Source organism: Siphonobacter curvatus (assembly GCF_002943425.1).
In the GTDB taxonomy this organism is placed as follows: domain Bacteria; phylum Bacteroidota; class Bacteroidia; order Cytophagales; family Spirosomataceae; genus Siphonobacter; species Siphonobacter curvatus.
Genome location: NZ_PTRA01000001.1, coordinates 15179 through 31321 on the forward strand (window position 1 = coordinate 15179; position 16143 = coordinate 31321).

Annotated in this window: 11 protein-coding genes; 4 read left to right on the top strand and 7 right to left on the bottom strand. The window is 48.0% G+C overall.

Features of this window, described 5'->3' with window-relative positions:
* Positions 1-61: 61 nt before the first annotated feature.
* Positions 62-1474, bottom strand: a complete 1413-nt coding sequence (locus tag C5O19_RS00085) for an alpha-L-fucosidase (RefSeq protein WP_104713741.1) — start codon at positions 1472-1474, stop codon at positions 62-64.
* Positions 1475-1563: 89 nt separating this feature from the next.
* Positions 1564-2793, bottom strand: a complete 1230-nt coding sequence (locus tag C5O19_RS00090) for an ROK family transcriptional regulator (RefSeq protein ID WP_104709382.1) — start codon at positions 2791-2793, stop codon at positions 1564-1566.
* Between the two features lie 343 nt (positions 2794-3136).
* Here C5O19_RS00090 and C5O19_RS00095 point away from each other — a divergent pair, with 343 nt between their 5' ends.
* Complete coding sequence (locus C5O19_RS00095; RefSeq protein ID WP_104709383.1) at positions 3137-4180, top strand: N(4)-(beta-N-acetylglucosaminyl)-L-asparaginase; 1044 nt, start codon at positions 3137-3139, stop codon at positions 4178-4180.
* Between the two features lie 194 nt (positions 4181-4374).
* Complete coding sequence (locus C5O19_RS00100) at positions 4375-6222, top strand: beta-N-acetylhexosaminidase (protein WP_104709384.1); 1848 nt, start codon at positions 4375-4377, stop codon at positions 6220-6222.
* 71 nt (positions 6223-6293) lie between these two features.
* Here C5O19_RS00100 and C5O19_RS00105 read toward each other — a convergent pair whose 3' ends face one another.
* The 3 genes from C5O19_RS00105 to pnuC form a co-directional block, all read right to left on the bottom strand.
* Positions 6294-8123 carry a glycosyltransferase family protein gene (locus tag C5O19_RS00105; protein ID WP_104709385.1) on the bottom strand — a complete coding sequence of 610 codons (1830 nt, stop codon included), beginning with the start codon at positions 8121-8123 and terminating at the stop codon, positions 6294-6296.
* A gap of 286 nt (positions 8124-8409) precedes the next feature.
* Entirely contained in the window at positions 8410-8826 is a 417-nt protein-coding gene (gene ruvX / locus C5O19_RS00110) for a Holliday junction resolvase RuvX (protein WP_104709386.1), read from the bottom strand.
* 116 nt (positions 8827-8942) lie between these two features.
* Positions 8943-9539: a nicotinamide riboside transporter PnuC gene (gene pnuC / locus C5O19_RS00115; RefSeq protein ID WP_104709387.1), complete on the bottom strand. Its 597-nt coding sequence runs from the start codon at positions 9537-9539 to the stop codon at positions 8943-8945.
* A gap of 253 nt (positions 9540-9792) precedes the next feature.
* On the opposite strand from pnuC, the gene mfd reads away from it, so the two are divergent.
* Positions 9793-13197 carry a transcription-repair coupling factor gene (gene mfd, locus C5O19_RS00120; protein WP_104709388.1) on the top strand — a complete coding sequence of 1135 codons (3405 nt, stop codon included), beginning with the start codon at positions 9793-9795 and terminating at the stop codon, positions 13195-13197.
* A gap of 200 nt (positions 13198-13397) precedes the next feature.
* The gene (gene gldJ, locus C5O19_RS00125; protein WP_104709389.1) at positions 13398-14651 is read left to right on the top strand and encodes a gliding motility lipoprotein GldJ; all 1254 of its coding nucleotides are present in this window, start codon (positions 13398-13400) and stop codon (positions 14649-14651) included.
* 425 nt (positions 14652-15076) lie between these two features.
* Here gldJ and rpsG read toward each other — a convergent pair whose 3' ends face one another.
* Together rpsG and rpsL are read right to left on the bottom strand one after the other, a co-directional pair.
* Positions 15077-15544, bottom strand: coding sequence for a 30S ribosomal protein S7 (gene rpsG, locus C5O19_RS00130; RefSeq protein ID WP_104709390.1), 468 nt, complete (start codon positions 15542-15544; stop codon positions 15077-15079).
* Positions 15545-15661: 117 nt separating this feature from the next.
* A complete protein-coding gene (gene rpsL / locus C5O19_RS00135) occupies positions 15662-16075 on the bottom strand; it encodes a 30S ribosomal protein S12 (protein ID WP_094816445.1) in 414 nt (137 codons plus the stop codon).
* Positions 16076-16143: the final 68 nt, after the last annotated feature.

Here is a 16143-nt window from a genome sequence, read left to right on the forward strand (position 1 = left end):
AAAAGGTGATACGCTTTGTGTATCACCTTTTTTTGTGGGTACTAATGGGATTTGATATCCCTTATTTTTTTGCTAGCTTAAAGACGTATACGGGTGAATCGCCCGCCTGCTTGCGGAGACTTTCCGACAGTTTTACAACTTTATCCTGAGCTTTGATCGAGCCTTTGGTACCGAGTAACTGAATGCTTTGCGACTTTTCCAGAATTGGAATTTCCAGCGAAGCGGGTAACGTTTCACCTTCCGCTGCCCGGTACAGAGCGTAGAGCGTATTTCCTTTCTTCGTATACGCCCATTTGCCGGACTGGTACGGAGCTACCGCAGTGGTCTCATAAATCGCTTCACCATTTAGGTTCATCCACTTACCAATGTCAGCCAGTCGCTGGTAAGCTTCTTCGTGCCATTCGCCGTCAGGACCGGGAGCCACGTTCAGCAGTAGGTTACCGCCTTTCGACACGATGTCCGCCAGCATATGAATCAGCTTCCGTGTGGATTTGAAGTTTTCCTTGGGAATGTAGCTCCAGGAATCACCCATGGTCATGCAGCTTTCCCAGGGGAAGGGAAGGGCTTCGCTGGGTACTGACTGCTCGGGCGTAACGTAGTTTTCGTACTCGCCCGCCACCGTACGATCTACGACGAGCAGACCGGGCTGATGCTCGCGAGCCATTTTGGCAATCTTCGGCATATCAATGTCCTGATCGAAAGGAATCGCTTTCTGCCAGCTCACCGTTGAGTCGATGGTACTGAACGGACGAACCCAACCGCCATCGAGCCAGAGGATATCCATTTTACCGTAATCCGTCATCAGTTCCTGAATTTGGTTGTAGGTAAACTGCTTGAACTGATTCCACTTCTCGGGATACTTGCTGGGAACATAGCTCGAATTCCGGTCTTTAGGAGGGAAGTACGACCACCAATAGCTATCGGTGTGCCAGTCGGGCTTCGAGAAATACGCCCCAACCATGAATCCCTGATCCCGAAACGACTTGAATACTTCCTTGGCTACGTTGGCCTTCGGATTGGTTTTAAAAGGCGTATTTGTGATTTTGTAATCCGTTTGCTTCGTATCAAACATGCAGAAACCGTCATGGTGCTTGGTCGTAAATACCACGTACTTCATCCCTGCTTCTTTGGCCGCTTTCGCCCAGCGGTCGGGGTTGAATTTGACGGGATTGAACGTTTGGGGAATTTTTTCGTAGGCTTGTTTATAATCGTACCAGTTCGCCGCGTAAGGGCCTTTCCGCTCACACCAGCCTTCGTCCTCGGGGCATAAGGACCAGGATTCTACGATGCCCCACTGGCTGTAGGTTCCCCAGTGCATCAGCAAGCCAAACTTAATGCCCTGCCACTGATCCAGTTTTGCTTTAACCGCCGGATCTTTGGGCGTTACGTACCCTACGTGGTGTTGTTCAGAATGTTGCTGAGCCCGAACGAAAAGACTCGTCAAAACGAGAAGACTAATAAAAAATGATTTCATAATAGGAGAAAGAAAGAAACGAAAAACCGTGCCCAGCGAACTGATCCGGTACGCGGATTTGGTGGCAGGGCACGGTTCAAAAAAGAATTCTAAACGGTAGCAAAGAGCTGGTCCATCACGTAAATGTGAATGCCGACCCATTTTGCCCGCTCACCCAATTGCGAGATTTCAATGCTGAGTTCGTTCCGGAAGTCACTCAAACAGTATTTGTTGATGGCTTGCCCAATGGGGTTGGTAATAAAGGCGTCGGCCTTCACAACGATTCCATCCACAATTACAATTTCCGGATTGAATAGGTGTACCGCCATCGAAAGCCCTTTACCCAATTCCGTACCTACGTCAAAAAGAATATCGATGGCGAAAGCGTCGCCTTCTAAAGCGGCTTCGATTACTTTTTCAATGTCGATTTCTTCAATGCGATCGAGGTAGGCCGATAATTTCGAAGCACGGCCTTCTTTCAATCCCCGCTGTACGCGGCGACCCAGCGAACGAGCCGAGGTGATCGTATCGAGGCAGCCTACTTTGCCGCAGTGGCATAATTCGCCGTCGGGGTCGATCTGAATGTGACCCAGCTCCCCGGCAAAACCGGCGGCTCCCTGAAAGATTTCGCCGTTCAGGATAATTCCTAGACCGACGCCCCAGTCAATATTAATGGCCAGTACATGCTTTTTGCCACGAGCCAGCCCGAACCGATGCTCACCGAGTACCGTGGCTTTGGTATCGTTGATGACGTATACTGGCAATCCAAATTGCTCAGAAATGAGGGTACTGAGTGATTTATCTTCCTGATTAATTCGCCGATAGGTCATGTTCGTACCGTTCTGGTAATGAATCAGACCCGGCATGGAAATTCCAATTGCCACCAGATCAGCGGTTTGCATCCCTGATTCATGGAGCACTTCCTGCGTAACCGTCAGTAGTGCTTTCGTAAACTCCGCACTATCTTCAAGCCCTAGCAGAACATCCCGGCGGAAAATCACTTCCCGTTGCATGTTCATGATCAGTACCTTGGTGTCATGCGTACTAATATCAAGAGCGAGGATGTATTTATCCTGCGGATTCAAGCCAAATAAAACTGGACGGCGTCCATGATTACCAACCGCTGTGCCAAAAGTGGTCACCCATTTTTCTTCGACTAGCTCTTCAACAATATTGGTGATCGACGGAACACTACTATGTAAATTCTTCGCCAGTTGAGCGAGTGTACCCACTTCGGCCTGATATAATTCAGCCAGAACGCCCCTGCGGGAGACGCTCTTCTTATAATCAACAACACTTTTTTTAGGTACTATTTCTTCGTCGGCTGGAGCTGGATGCATTATCAAAAAGGTTAGGAGACGGGTGTACGAATCAAATTATTTGGTCGAAAGGTATTATATCGATAGATGATTGTACTTTTGAAATTTTATTGTAAATAAACAGCTGTTTTTTAAAAATATTAAAAAATTATTTAAAAATCTAGTCTGTTTTATAAAGAAGGTACGCCAGGATTTGGCATCTTCACCGTTAAATTCAATGATTTTGTTGAAAATAGGAAAATTTCCTACCAGGAACTGTACCTGTTTCAAAAATAAGGAACATCGCTCAGAATGTATTGCTGATCTGGTAATGCATTGATAGCGAGAGTAATACATTTTTATCCATTGATCACACACTTCACTTATGACAACGCGTAGATCTTTCCTTCGCTGGTCCACACTGGCAGTAACCTTCGCTCCAGTACGTTCGCTGGTAGCTAGTCCGCAGGCTACGGCTGCTAAGCCGCTAGTGGTTTCCACCTGGGATAGTGGCCTGGCTGTAAATGCGGTTGCCTGGAACGTACTCAAACCCGGTGGATACGCTTTGGATGCCGTGGAGGAAGCCGCTAAATCCATTGAAAAAGAAATTAGCTGCTGCGTAGGTTTGGGTGGATATCCCGACCGCGAAGGCCACGTATCACTGGATGCGTGTATCATGAATGAAAAATATGATTGTGGCTCGGTAGCGGGGCTTGAACGTATTTTGCACCCGATTTCCGTAGCTCGTAAAATCATGGAAACTACGCCGCACGTCATGCTGGTAGGCGAGGGAGCCCAGCAGTTCGCCGTGGCGAATGGCTTTAAACTGGAGTCTGCCGAGCTTTCCGCTGACGCCGCCAAAGCGTACAAGGAGTGGCTGAAAAAATCCGAGTACAAACCCCTGATGAACATTGAACAGCAGCAGGGTAAAACGCCTAAACGAGCGGCGGGCGGACCCTTTGCTCCCAATCAGTTTGAGGACGGTTCCTTCAACCACGATACCATGGGTACGATTGCTCTGGATGGCAAAGGCCGATTGGCCGGAGCTTGTACCACCAGCGGTATGGCTTTCAAAATGCGGGGCCGTATTGGCGACTCTCCTTTAATCGGCTCTGGTTTATATGTAGACGGCGAAATTGGAGCAGCCACCTCATCGGGCCAAGGAGAAGAAGTGATTCGTTTGGGCGGAACACACCTCGTCGTTGAATTTATGCGAAATGGAGCTACGCCGATGGAAGCCTGCAAAAAAGCCGTGGAGCGGCTGGTGAAAATCAATCCTAAAAAAGCGAAAGAATTTCAGGTAGGTTTTATTGCCATCAACCTAAAGGGCGAAGTGGGGGCTTATTCCGTCAACAAAGGCTTTAGCTACTCCGTTACCCAGGGCGACGACGGTGGTAAAGTCTTCATGGCCGAGAGTTACTACAAATAAAATTGATCCAAAATTGTGCATTCGTTTGCAGACCTCTGTGCACACGTTTGTTCATCCCCGGTACAGCAGATGCACCATACTTGCGAAAGCAAAGGCTCGTATCTTGCCGTACTCCGAAGCAAGTTGCTCGCTTCGTATTATTCCGTTTACTCCAAAAGTGAAGCGTAACTGCTCATTTTTGAAACCTATTGTACATGAAACGTTTCGTACTTTCTGCTTTTCTGGCGGCGGCTAGCGTAGCCACTTTCGGGCAGTCACTCATCCCTCAGCCCGTATCCCTGCAACAGGGTTCCGGAGCCTTCCGTTTTAACGCCCAGACCCAATTGGTAGCCTCTACGCCCGAAGCGAAGCGACTGGCGACTTTACTCAACCAGTACCTGAAGAAACAGGCGGGCTATGAATTGAAAATGGTCGCTAAAGCTCCCGCTTCTAATTTTGTTGCTTTTAACGAAAAAACGGGTTTACCCGCTGAAGGCTACGAGCTAAAGGCCACCGCTCAAAGTATTCAAATTGCGGGTAAAGACGCGGGCTTGTTTTACGGCTTACAGTCGTTACTCCAATTATTCCCGGAAGGGAAATCGGAAATTGCTGCCGTTACCATCGAAGACCATCCGCGGTTTGGCTATCGGGGCTTGATGTTGGATGTAGGTCGGCATTACATGCCCGTATCATTCATCAAACAAATGATTGACGAAATGGCCCGGCTGAAATTCAACCGTTTCCATTGGCATTTAACCGAAGATCAGGGCTGGCGGCTAGAGATTAAAAAGTACCCTAAACTAACGCAGGTAGGGGCTTTTCGTGATGAAACGCTGATCGGAGGATACGGCGATCGGATGCCACAACAGTTCGATGGCATCAAGTACGGCGGTTTTTACACCCAGGACGAAGCCCGTGACATCGTCAAATACGCGGCTGACCGGCATATTGTCGTTATTCCCGAGATTGAATTACCAGGACATTCCACGGCAGCCTTAGCGGCATACCCAGAGTTGGGTTGCACGCCGGGACCCTTTAAAGTACAAACCACCTGGGGTGTACACAAAGACGTATTCTGTCCGAAAGAAGAAACGTTTACGTTCCTGGAAAATGTACTGACGGAGGTAATGGCCATTTTCCCCTCGCCGTACATCCACATTGGTGGCGATGAGTGCCCGAAAGATCGCTGGAAGGAATCGGAATTTTGCCAGAATTTGATCAAGAAAGAAAACCTGAAAGACGAGCACGGCCTGCAAAGCTATTTCATTCGACGGATCGAAAAATTCCTGAATTCAAAAGGCCGTAACATCATTGGCTGGGACGAAATTCTGGAAGGTGGTCTGGCTCCCAACGCTACCGTAATGAGCTGGCGTGGTGAACAGGGGGGAATTGCGGCGGCGAAGGAAAATCACGATGTCATCATGACGCCCAATAGTCACCTGTACATTGACCACTACCAGGGAAAAGACCGCAAACAGGAGCCGCTGGCCATTGGCGGATTCCTGACGCTGGAGAAAGTTTATTCCTACGATCCAACGCCGAAAGAGCTGACGGCCGAACAGCAAAAGCACATCAAAGGGGTGCAGGCCAACTTGTGGACGGAGTATATTCCGACCCCGGCCAAAGCTTCGTTCATGTTGTTTCCCCGGGCGTTGGCTTTGGCGGAAGTAGCCTGGTCGCCGGTGAACCGGAAAGAATATACCGAGTTTTCGGAAAAACGGGTACCCGATTATTTACGGAATATGGAAAAGCGTAACTGGGTCTACCGCGTACCTACCGCCATTGGTATGCCCGCCGAAGATACGTTACGGGGGAATCAGTTCACGATTCATCTGAAATCGCCCGTTGAAGGAGCCAAAATTTATTACAGCATCGATGGATACGCTCCCAATGAAACGACGCATTTATATGCCAAACCCATTGCATTGACCATTCCCGAAAACCGTCGTGTCGATCTAAAAACTATCGTGATCACACCCGAAGGATTACGGAGTGTGGTGGCTACGACTACGCTGGTAAATGGTACGCCGATGCCCGATAAACAGCCCAAAAAGAAGAATTAATCGAATTATAGGAATATAAAAAAGCCCGTCGTAGCAAGTGGTACGACGGGCTTTTTATAGGGATAATGAGCTTAACTGTATTTACGACGCTTGAGGGCCAAATCGTGGGCCGTATCGTAATAGCTACGGAGGTTTTTCCAATCAAACACCTCAGAAATGCTTTCAGTACGGTTCCGTTGCATGATCCGATCCCGGCGGGAAGCTCGTACGAATTTAAACAGCAATTCCGAAAGCGTCTCGGCAGCCTGGTGAAAATCCTGTTCGCTGCGATTCAATACATAAACCCCCCAGTTTTCCGGATCGGCCATGATCTGGTTCATGTAATCACCGAAACCCGAAAGGTCACTCGTCACAGTCGGTACGCCTCGAACGACGCATTCCAGTGGCGTATAGCCCCAGGGCTCGTAGTAACTTGGGAAAATACCTAAGTGACAACCCCGTACGAAATGACTGTAATCCATCCCGAACAACGGGTTCGTTGACGCGATGAAATCGGGGTGATACACAATCTTTACGCGGTCTGTTTCATGGTTCTGCATGTTGGACTTCCGCAGAAAGTCCACGATAGCATCTTCCTGCTTGAGGTAGTGCGTAACCGTTTTAGGTAGCTGATGCGTCTTCCAGGATTGAATGGTACGGCGAAGGCGAAGCTGCCAGTATTCATCCACGAACTGGTTGAGATCCGGCATCTTCAGATCGTTGCTCGTGGCCGAAGCCATGAACAGTTGTTCACCAATTTGTCGTTCAATCGCTTCGCAGGTTTGCCGGATTTCGGCCATTACCGCTCGCGTTTGCAACACATCCGCATCCATCGAATACACTGGGTTTTTGGTAACGATAAACATCACCACCGTCATATCCGAGTTGCTGGCCTGTAACTTGGCATTGAGTCGATTCAAAGCTTCCAGCGTCAGGTCATACCCTTTGTTAGAGTACTCAAAACGTCCCGACGTAAAGAAGTAGAGGGTACGGTCCAGATCAAAGGAATAGTTCTGGAAGAAGTGACCCATCACAAACTGGTGAATCTTCTGCTTGTACTGAACGTGCAGGTTCTGAAATTCGTGCGTAGCTGTGAAACGGGTAACGTTAAGCCCATTGGGTAGCGTCAAATCACACTTACGACCGAGTAGGAACTCACATTCCCGAGCCGTTACGTCCGAAACGGTCGTCATTACGTGGCAATTCTGAGCGGCCAGGTATTCAATCGTTGCCTGGGTTTCAATGCCAAAGTGCTTTGCCTGTTCGAGCCAATTAAACGAGGGTAAATTGTCGTAAAAGTTAGGCACATTGGGGGCCATATACCGACCCAGCATGGTAGCGTGAGTGGTAAAAACGGTTGCCAGTTTGGGAGCCTCCTGAGCCAGATCGGGCAGGGCCGTAGCGGCCATCCATTCGTGAAAATGAGCCGTAATGTCGTAACGCCCGCTGTGATCTTTTGACAATTCATTCAGGAAAACCCGAACACATTCACCAAAAGCCACTACCTGATTGACCAGCTCTTCCGCATTGAGCGTAGAAAGCTGGTGATGGTTCCAGAGGTCGTACTTCAGTTGGTCAAGCCGATCGTACAGGCTATGAAAGTTAAAGAGCACGATGCGGGGCTTGCCCGTCACCAGCCAATATCCATACTGGACATCGAAGCCCATTTCCCGCATTTTCCGTACGGTTTTTCCGAGAATCGAATCATCCAGATCGGCAATCGGTTCAAACTCAGCCAAGGCTTTGTCTGGGAAGTAAGGCCCAAGCAAAAAGTAATCGTCGCCCCATTTCTCGACCATTGCCGGAACTTTGGAGCGGATTACCGTGTAAATACCCCCTACCTGATTGCATACTTCCCAGGCAATTTCAATCAGGAGTCGAGGCCGTATTTTGGGCTTAATGGGTTCTACTTCGAAAGCCATAGCCAAGCATAAATGTAAATGTTGTGAATGTAAACCGCTTCTTTCCTAAACCTTCTTGAACTGTCAAATATAGAATGGTATTTTTCAAGGGAATTATTCGTCTAAAATAATTCTAAAGTTTTATGCCAAGCTTAGTCAATATTTCTACAATTGACTGGCTTTTCCACTACTTTCACTTACCCTACAGGAGTTTTGTTAGCGAATTTTAATGTGTAGTGAAAAGAAAACCTGTTTCGACCTTAGAATGTTATAGACGCGTAAAGCTGGCGGCCTTTCGTATCCTGATTTATATTCGGCGAGTTTCTAAAAACGATTGTAATATAATCGTTGCCGATACCCGATCTACAACGCCCTTATCGCGACGATCTTTCTTGGTGGTACCCATCGAAATCAACGCCTGCAATGCCATGACCGAAGTGAATCGTTCATCGTGTTCGTGCACGGGTATGTCCGGAAAACTTTTCCGTAACAGGCGAATAAACCCCCGTACATGAGATGTATTGGACGTATCCGTGCCGTCGAGATTCGTGGGCATACCTACCACGAAGGCTTCTACGCTTTCTCGCTGGCAGTACGCTTTCAAAAAGTTCATCACGTCTTTCGAATGAACCGTTTCCAGGGCCGTTGCAATGAGTTGCAACGGATCCGTAACCGCGAGTCCTACGCGTTTGGTACCGTAATCTATAGCAAGAATTCGTGCCAATGGTTTAAATAATTAGAAGATTAATTTTCCAGATGTAAAGTCAGTAGGAAGAAGTAAATGAATGCTCCGCCCGGAAGCCATTCACCGTTAGGAACTTAACCGGGTACAAGTTTAAATTAAGTCAGTGAAACGGGAGATAAATCTTTTTTCCAATCCCGGTAACCCATGACGCAAAGTATTAGATAAACCCCATAGAGAAAGGCCGTCCAATACAAATTTTTATAAACGTATATGCCGACGTAAATCAGGTCGACAAAAAGCCAGAGGTACCAGTTTTCAATAAACTTGCGGCCAAGCATCCACTGGGCGATGAGACTTACGGTGGTCGTAAACGAATCGAGTAGGGGCAGGCTGGCATCCGTCAGGCGGCTGAGTACCCAATTGAGCAGAGCCGTTCCACCGAGTGTCAGGGCCAGTAACCACCCGATAAAGTGCCGGGGAAGTTTTCGGACGTGAAGCTGGGTATGTCCGACCCCACCATAGAGCCATTGGTACAGACCATAGATGCTTAACAGAGCAAAGACAATTTGTAATCCCATGTCTCCGTAGAGGCGGGCTTCCCAGAAAATGACGGTGTACAACCCTACACTGATCAGGCCCCAGAAGAAACCCCAAACGTTTTGTCGCGTATTGAGCCAGACGCAGATGATACCCGTACTAACGCCGCTTAACTCGAGCCAGTTGCTTTGGAGATAGCTCAGAAATCCGTTCATTTAGAGTAGTTAAATTGATAAAATACTGAACTTTGCCCCGGTTCTGGTCGTTTTTATAAAGCCCCTCGTCGGTACCGATACATTCGGCATACGGCGGGGATTACTGCGTTCGGTGCAATCGGACAACGCGGCTCAATTCTTGGTTTCCCTGGTACGGAATTAGCTATGATTCTTACGCGGAGCCCTTTGATTTTTACGAACAAATTTCATCGAAAAGCGAATAGCCCAGAGCGAAAGCTACAAAATAAACCCTATGCTGATTAAAGATTTGTTGACGTTGTATCGGAATGACGCTTTCATCCGGCTCATGGGCGAACGACTTCAGAGTAAACAACCCGACGATTACCACTTACAGATCAAAGGAATAACCGGTAGCTTGGATGCCGTACTAGTAGCGGCTCACTATCAAAATCATCCGGCGGCTTCGCTGGTGGTCTTGTCCGATAAAGAAGAAGCGGCTTACTTCTACAATGACCTGCAAAATCTACTGGGCGAAGATCACGTGTTGCTCTTTCCCATGTCGTACAAAAAGCCGTATGAGTATGAGGAGATCGATAACGCCAACGTACTGATGCGGTCGGAAGTACTGAACCGAATCAATGACAAGAGTAACAAAACGCTCATCGTTACCTATCCCGAAGCCCTGAGCGAGAAAGTAATCAATCGCCGCTCGCTGGTGAAGAATACCTTTACCATTTCGGTGGGAGAAAAACTGGATACGGAATTCCTGACCGAATTTCTGCTGAGTCAGGATTTTGAAGGCACCGATTTTGTGTACGAAGCCGGGCAGTTTGCCGTTCGCGGTGGGATTATCGACGTATACAGTTATGCCAATGAATTTCCGTACCGGATCGACCTCTTTGGTGATGAAGTGGAATCCATCCGTACTTTCGATCCAGATACGCAGTTGTCCAAGGAATCCGTTTCCCGGATTAATATTATCCCGGATGTACAGACAAAACTGATTCAGGAAAGCCGGGATTCGTTCCTAAGTTTCTTTCCGGAAACGACTCGCATTTGGTTCAAAGACGTAGAATTGACGTTGGAACTAATCGGTATCTGTTTTGAAAACGTCGAGAAGAGTTTTCAGGCGATTCTGGAACGCAGCGGTGGTATCAAGGTCATCCACGAACCCTCGCAGCTGTTTGAGACCCGGCGGGGTTTCCTGAATCAAATCAAGGAATTTCCAAGTGTTGAATTTGGGAAGCGATTTTACTTCAAACCCGCTGACGGGAGTACGCTTCCGGCCAGTGAACTTCGGATCAATTACGCTTCGAAACCCCAACCTAGTTTCAACAAAGATTTCAACCGACTCATCGAAACCCTGCACGAACAGCAGTACCGAGGCTATACCAATGTGGTGGTTTCTGAAACGCAGAAGCAACTGGAGCGATTGTCTTCAATTGTGGGTGAAGCCAATGATAGCGTCCGTTTCCAGGGCGTAAACGTATCCTTGCGGGAAGGTTTTATTGATGATACGCTAAAAATCGCCTGTTTTACCGATCACCAGATTTTCGATCGGTTTTATCGGTACCGAATCAAGGATAAATACAGCAAGTCCAAAGCTCTCACCTTACGGGAACTCAAAACACTGGCTCCCGGTGACTACGTAACGCATATTGACCACGGCATTGGCCGCTTCGCCGGATTGGTAAAGATTGACATAGGCGATCACCAACAGGAGGGCATCCGGCTGGTTTTCCGCGATAACGATACCGTGGTGGTCAACGTACAGAGCTTGCACAAAATCGCCAAGTACACGGGGAAAGAAGGTACGCAACCTTCGTTGAGCAAGCTGGGTTCGCCGGAGTGGGAGAACAAAAAGGCCAAAGTCAGACGGCAGGTGAAAGACATTGCCGCCGAGTTGATTGAGCTGTATGCCAAACGCCGACTGGCTCCCGGGTACCCCTATTCCCGCGATACGTTTTTACAGGTAGAACTGGAATCGTCCTTCCTCTACGAAGATACGCCCGATCAGGCTAAGGCTACGTCGGCGGTGAAAGAGGATATGGAAAAACCCCACCCGATGGACCGTCTGGTGTGTGGGGATGTAGGTTTTGGAAAGACGGAAGTGGCCATGCGCGCCGCCTTTAAAGCCGCTTCGGATAACAAACAGGTGGCCGTACTGGTGCCTACAACGGTACTGGCTATGCAACATTACCGCACTTTCCGGGATCGCTTCGAACGTTTTCCAGTAAAAGTGGAATACATCAACCGATTCAAAACGACGCAGCAGATCAAGGAAACGCTCAAACGCGTGGAGTCGGGGGAAACGAGTATTCTGATTGGTACGCACCGGATTGTGGGAAAAGACGTCAAATTCAAGGATTTGGGCTTGTTGATTGTGGATGAGGAGCAGAAATTTGGCGTCAAAGTGAAGGATCGACTCAAAGAATTTAAGCTTAACGTCGATGTGCTCACGCTAACGGCCACGCCTATTCCCCGTACCCTGCATTTTTCACTGATGGGAGCCCGTGATTTATCGGTCATTGCTACGCCGCCGCCGAACCGCCAGCCGGTTACGACGGAGTTGATGGTATTCGACGAACTTAAAATCCGGGATGCGGTGATGCGGGAAATGAAGCGGGGTGGACAGGTCTTCTTCGTTCACAACCGCATTGGCGATCTGGAGTCGCTGGGAAATATGATTCTCAAGCTCGTGCCCGACGCAAAAATTGGTATCGCTCACGGGCAGATGGACGGGGACCGGTTGGAGAAAGTCATGATGAAATTCATTGAAGGCGAATACGACGTTCTGATTTCAACGAACATCATTGAAGCAGGTTTGGATATTCCGAATGCCAATACCATCCTGATTAATCAGGCTCAGTTGTTCGGTTTGAGCGATTTGCACCAGATGCGGGGTCGTGTCGGCCGTTCCAATAAAAAGGCGTATTGTTACCTGCTTACTCCTGCCTTGTCACTACTGAGTACGGATTCCCGAAAGCGGTTACAGGCCCTGGAAGAATTCACCGAATTGGGAGACGGATTCAAGGTTGCCATGCGGGATTTGGACATTCGCGGAGCAGGAAATTTGCTGGGAGCTGAACAAAGTGGCTTCATTAACGATTTAGGCTTTGAGACGTATCATAAGATCCTTGACGAAACCGTCCGGGAGCTGAAAGAAACGCAGTTTAAAGACCTGTTTGCTGATGAATTGGCCCGAGCCGCGAACAATTTGCGGGTAGAGTGCCAGATTGAAACGGATTTACCCGTCCTGATTCCCGAGAATTACGTATCTAATATCTCGGAACGACTCAGTTTATACAACCGCCTCGACCACATGAAAAATGAGGCAGAATTGCAGGCTTTTCTTTCGGAAGTGAGCGATCGATTTGGTCCAGCCCCCGAAGAAGTACGCGATTTGGTTGATCTGGTACGGGTTCGTTGGAAAGCGGAACAAATTGGTTTTGAAAAATTAACGCTCAAACAAAATACATTGAAAGGAACATTCGTTTCTGGTGAGAATGAGGCGTATTTCCAGTCCGAGCGTTTTGGTAAAGTTCTTGATTTTGTGAAAGCTAACCCACGCAAAGTGGTGCTGAAGGATGTCAAAGGCAAACTTCAGCTACTGGCTGAAAACTTACGTCAGGTTACGGAGTTAGATCAATTACTGGGCCAAATGGTAAATTCGGGCGAGAAAGTTTCAGTAGCGTAATGAATGAGATTGATCTAGTAATGCGTATTTTAAGGAGAAAGGCTTTAGGAATGAACGAACGGTTATCAAGTAATTCCCGCTAATCTTCTATTTTTGTGAGATACTGAATGAGCTTTCAAGGCGTTGTTTTCGGAAATGAAAAAACAACGCCTTGAAATACTAAACACGTAAAAAGCGATATTCCAAACCATATACCTGCAATGATGAGAATTGCGTCCGTTTACTTGTTAGGGGCCTTAGTGTTACTAACAACAGCCTGTAAGAAGAATAAGAGACCCGATAGTGGTCACATTGGGAAAAATAGTACGGCCACAGGCATTGCTTACAACGCAAAAGAAGGATTCTCGACGCCTAAAAGCTTTAAAGGTCAGCCTACCGGACCTAACCTGGTATATATCGAAGGCGGTCGCTTTGTGATGGGTTCGCTGGAAGAAGATGTGGCAGGGGTACACGATAACGTAGAACGTACGGTAACGGTACAGTCATTCTTTATGGATGAAACCGAAATTGCCAACGTTCACTACTTGGAATACCTTTACGCAGTTCAGAAAGATTCTTCGCAGGAGTTTTACGAATCGGCTTTGCCTGATACCACGGTTTGGGCCGGTGAAATGGCATTCAACGATACCTACGTAGATCAATATCTGCGGTACCCCGGTTTTCGGATGTACCCAGTGGTAGGGGTTTCCTGGGTACAGGCTCAGGATTACTCAGCTTGGCGTACGGGAGCCGTTAATAACGATCTAGCTCGTAAAGCAACCAGCGGTGGTAAAAAAGGCGGACGTAAGAAAAAAGGTGAAGAGGCGGCAACGGATGCTACGGCAGAAGCGGCTTCCAAACAATACTCAGGTGGTCGTGCAGCTATCGAAACGGGTTATGTGTTACCCAACTATCGTCTGCCAACGGAGGCTGAATGGGAATACGCCGCTAAAGCTTTGATCGGAACGCAGTATCTGGACGAAAACCAATCAAATCAGCGGATTTACCCCTGGGATGGTTCTTCGATGCGGAAAAGCTCAGGCAAGAAGAAAGGAACGATGCTAGCAAACTACAAACGCGGTCGCGGGGATTATGCTGGTATTGCGGGTAAAACCAATGACGGTGCTATCATTACGGATGAAGTATACTCCTATCCTCCGAACGACTTTGGTCTGTACAACATGGCGGGCAACGTCAACGAATGGGTATGGGATGTGTACCGTCCAACCACGTTCCAGACGTTTAATGACCTGAACCCTGTTCGTCGCGATGGCTATCTGGATGACGAAAAGAACTACGGTAAAAAAGATAACAACTCGCTGCTCGATAACCGTACGCGGGTGTACAAAGGAGGCTCTTGGGCGGACATCGCTTACTGGCTAGCTCCGGGTACCCGTCGCTACATGGATCAGGATTCGGCTACGGCTACCATTGGTTTCCGTTGCTCAATGATCGCTTCGGGTCGCAAACGATAATAAGTTTAATTTCCAGTTTAGTTGAAAAGAAGCTGCCCGCCTGGGTGGCTTTTTTTTTGTGGAGTTTGGGGAAGGGAGTTTGAAAAATGTTTAAGGTTTGAATTGGGTTGAGGTTTAAAGGGGGATAGCGTATGGATCGGTTGGTGTAAGCGTCGGATAGATTTAACGTTTGATGGGTGTGTTCGCCGCAATCTTCCTAGGGTTGTACCCGGGGCTATTCAAAGTGAACTCCTTCGGAGTTACATACTGCGTTAAGAAGCTATAGATAGCTAGGCCTTCAATAGACCTTTAGCCTCTAATTAAACCTCTAAGTCCACGAAAGACTCCTCCAACTTTACACCTTAAACTCACTCCAACCTTTTGAAACCAAAAAGAGCCGCAAACCGGAGTTTGCAGCTCTTTTCTGGAAATATATTTCCTCCGTACTAAACGCGGAAGTGAGAGAAAGCCTTGTTGGCTTCTGCCATCCGGTGCGTATCGTCTTTCTTCTTCACCGCGGCACCTTCGCCTTTGGAAGCAGCAACGATTTCGCCAGCCAGACGTTCTACCATGGTCTTTTCGTTACGGCCACGAGCGTATTTAATCAGCCATTTCATGCCTACAGACTGTTTACGATCGGGACGAACTTCAGTAGGAACCTGGAAGGTAGCACCACCCACGCGGCGGCTTTTCACTTCTACCGTAGGCATTACGTTGTTCAACGCTTTTTTGAAAATCTCCAGACCGTTTTCTTTCGTGCGGTTCTCGACTAATTCTAGAGCACCGTAGAAAATTGAATACGCGGTAGATTTCTTGCCCTCGTACATGAGGTTGTTAACAAATTTCGTTACGAGCGTCTCCTTGAATTTAGGATCCGGTAATACGTAGCGTTTTTTTGGTTTTGCCTTACGCATGACTAAGTTACGTTTGAATGGTGGTGAGAACGCGTCGCTTCTGCCCGTAACAGTGGCTTACTGCATTCTCGATGAATTTAAGCACTCAGCCGTTTCGACTGAATGATGCGAAGAAAATTACTTCTTCTTACCTTTTGCGGGAGCGGCAGCTGCTTGTCCGGGTTTCGGGCGTTTCGCACCGTATTTCGAACGAGCTTGCATACGACCTTTAACACCAGCCGTATCCAATGCACCACGGATGATGTGGTAACGTACCCCTGGAAGGTCTTTCACCCGGCCACCACGGATCAGTACGATCGAGTGTTCCTGAAGGTTGTGTCCTTCACCTGGGATGTAGGCATTCACCTCTTTACCATGTGACAAACGTACACGAGCTACTTTACGAAGAGCAGAGTTAGGCTTCTTCGGCGTCGTGGTGTACACCCGCGTACACACACCGCGTTTTTGAGGGCAAGCGTCCAAAGCAGGAGACTTTGATTTCCAAGTCACTCGCTCACGACCCTTACGTACTAATTGTGAAATAGTAGGCATGATATAAAAAATAAAAAATGGTTCGTCTTGAAAAACGGACTGCAAAAGTAGCCACTTTTCAGAACAAA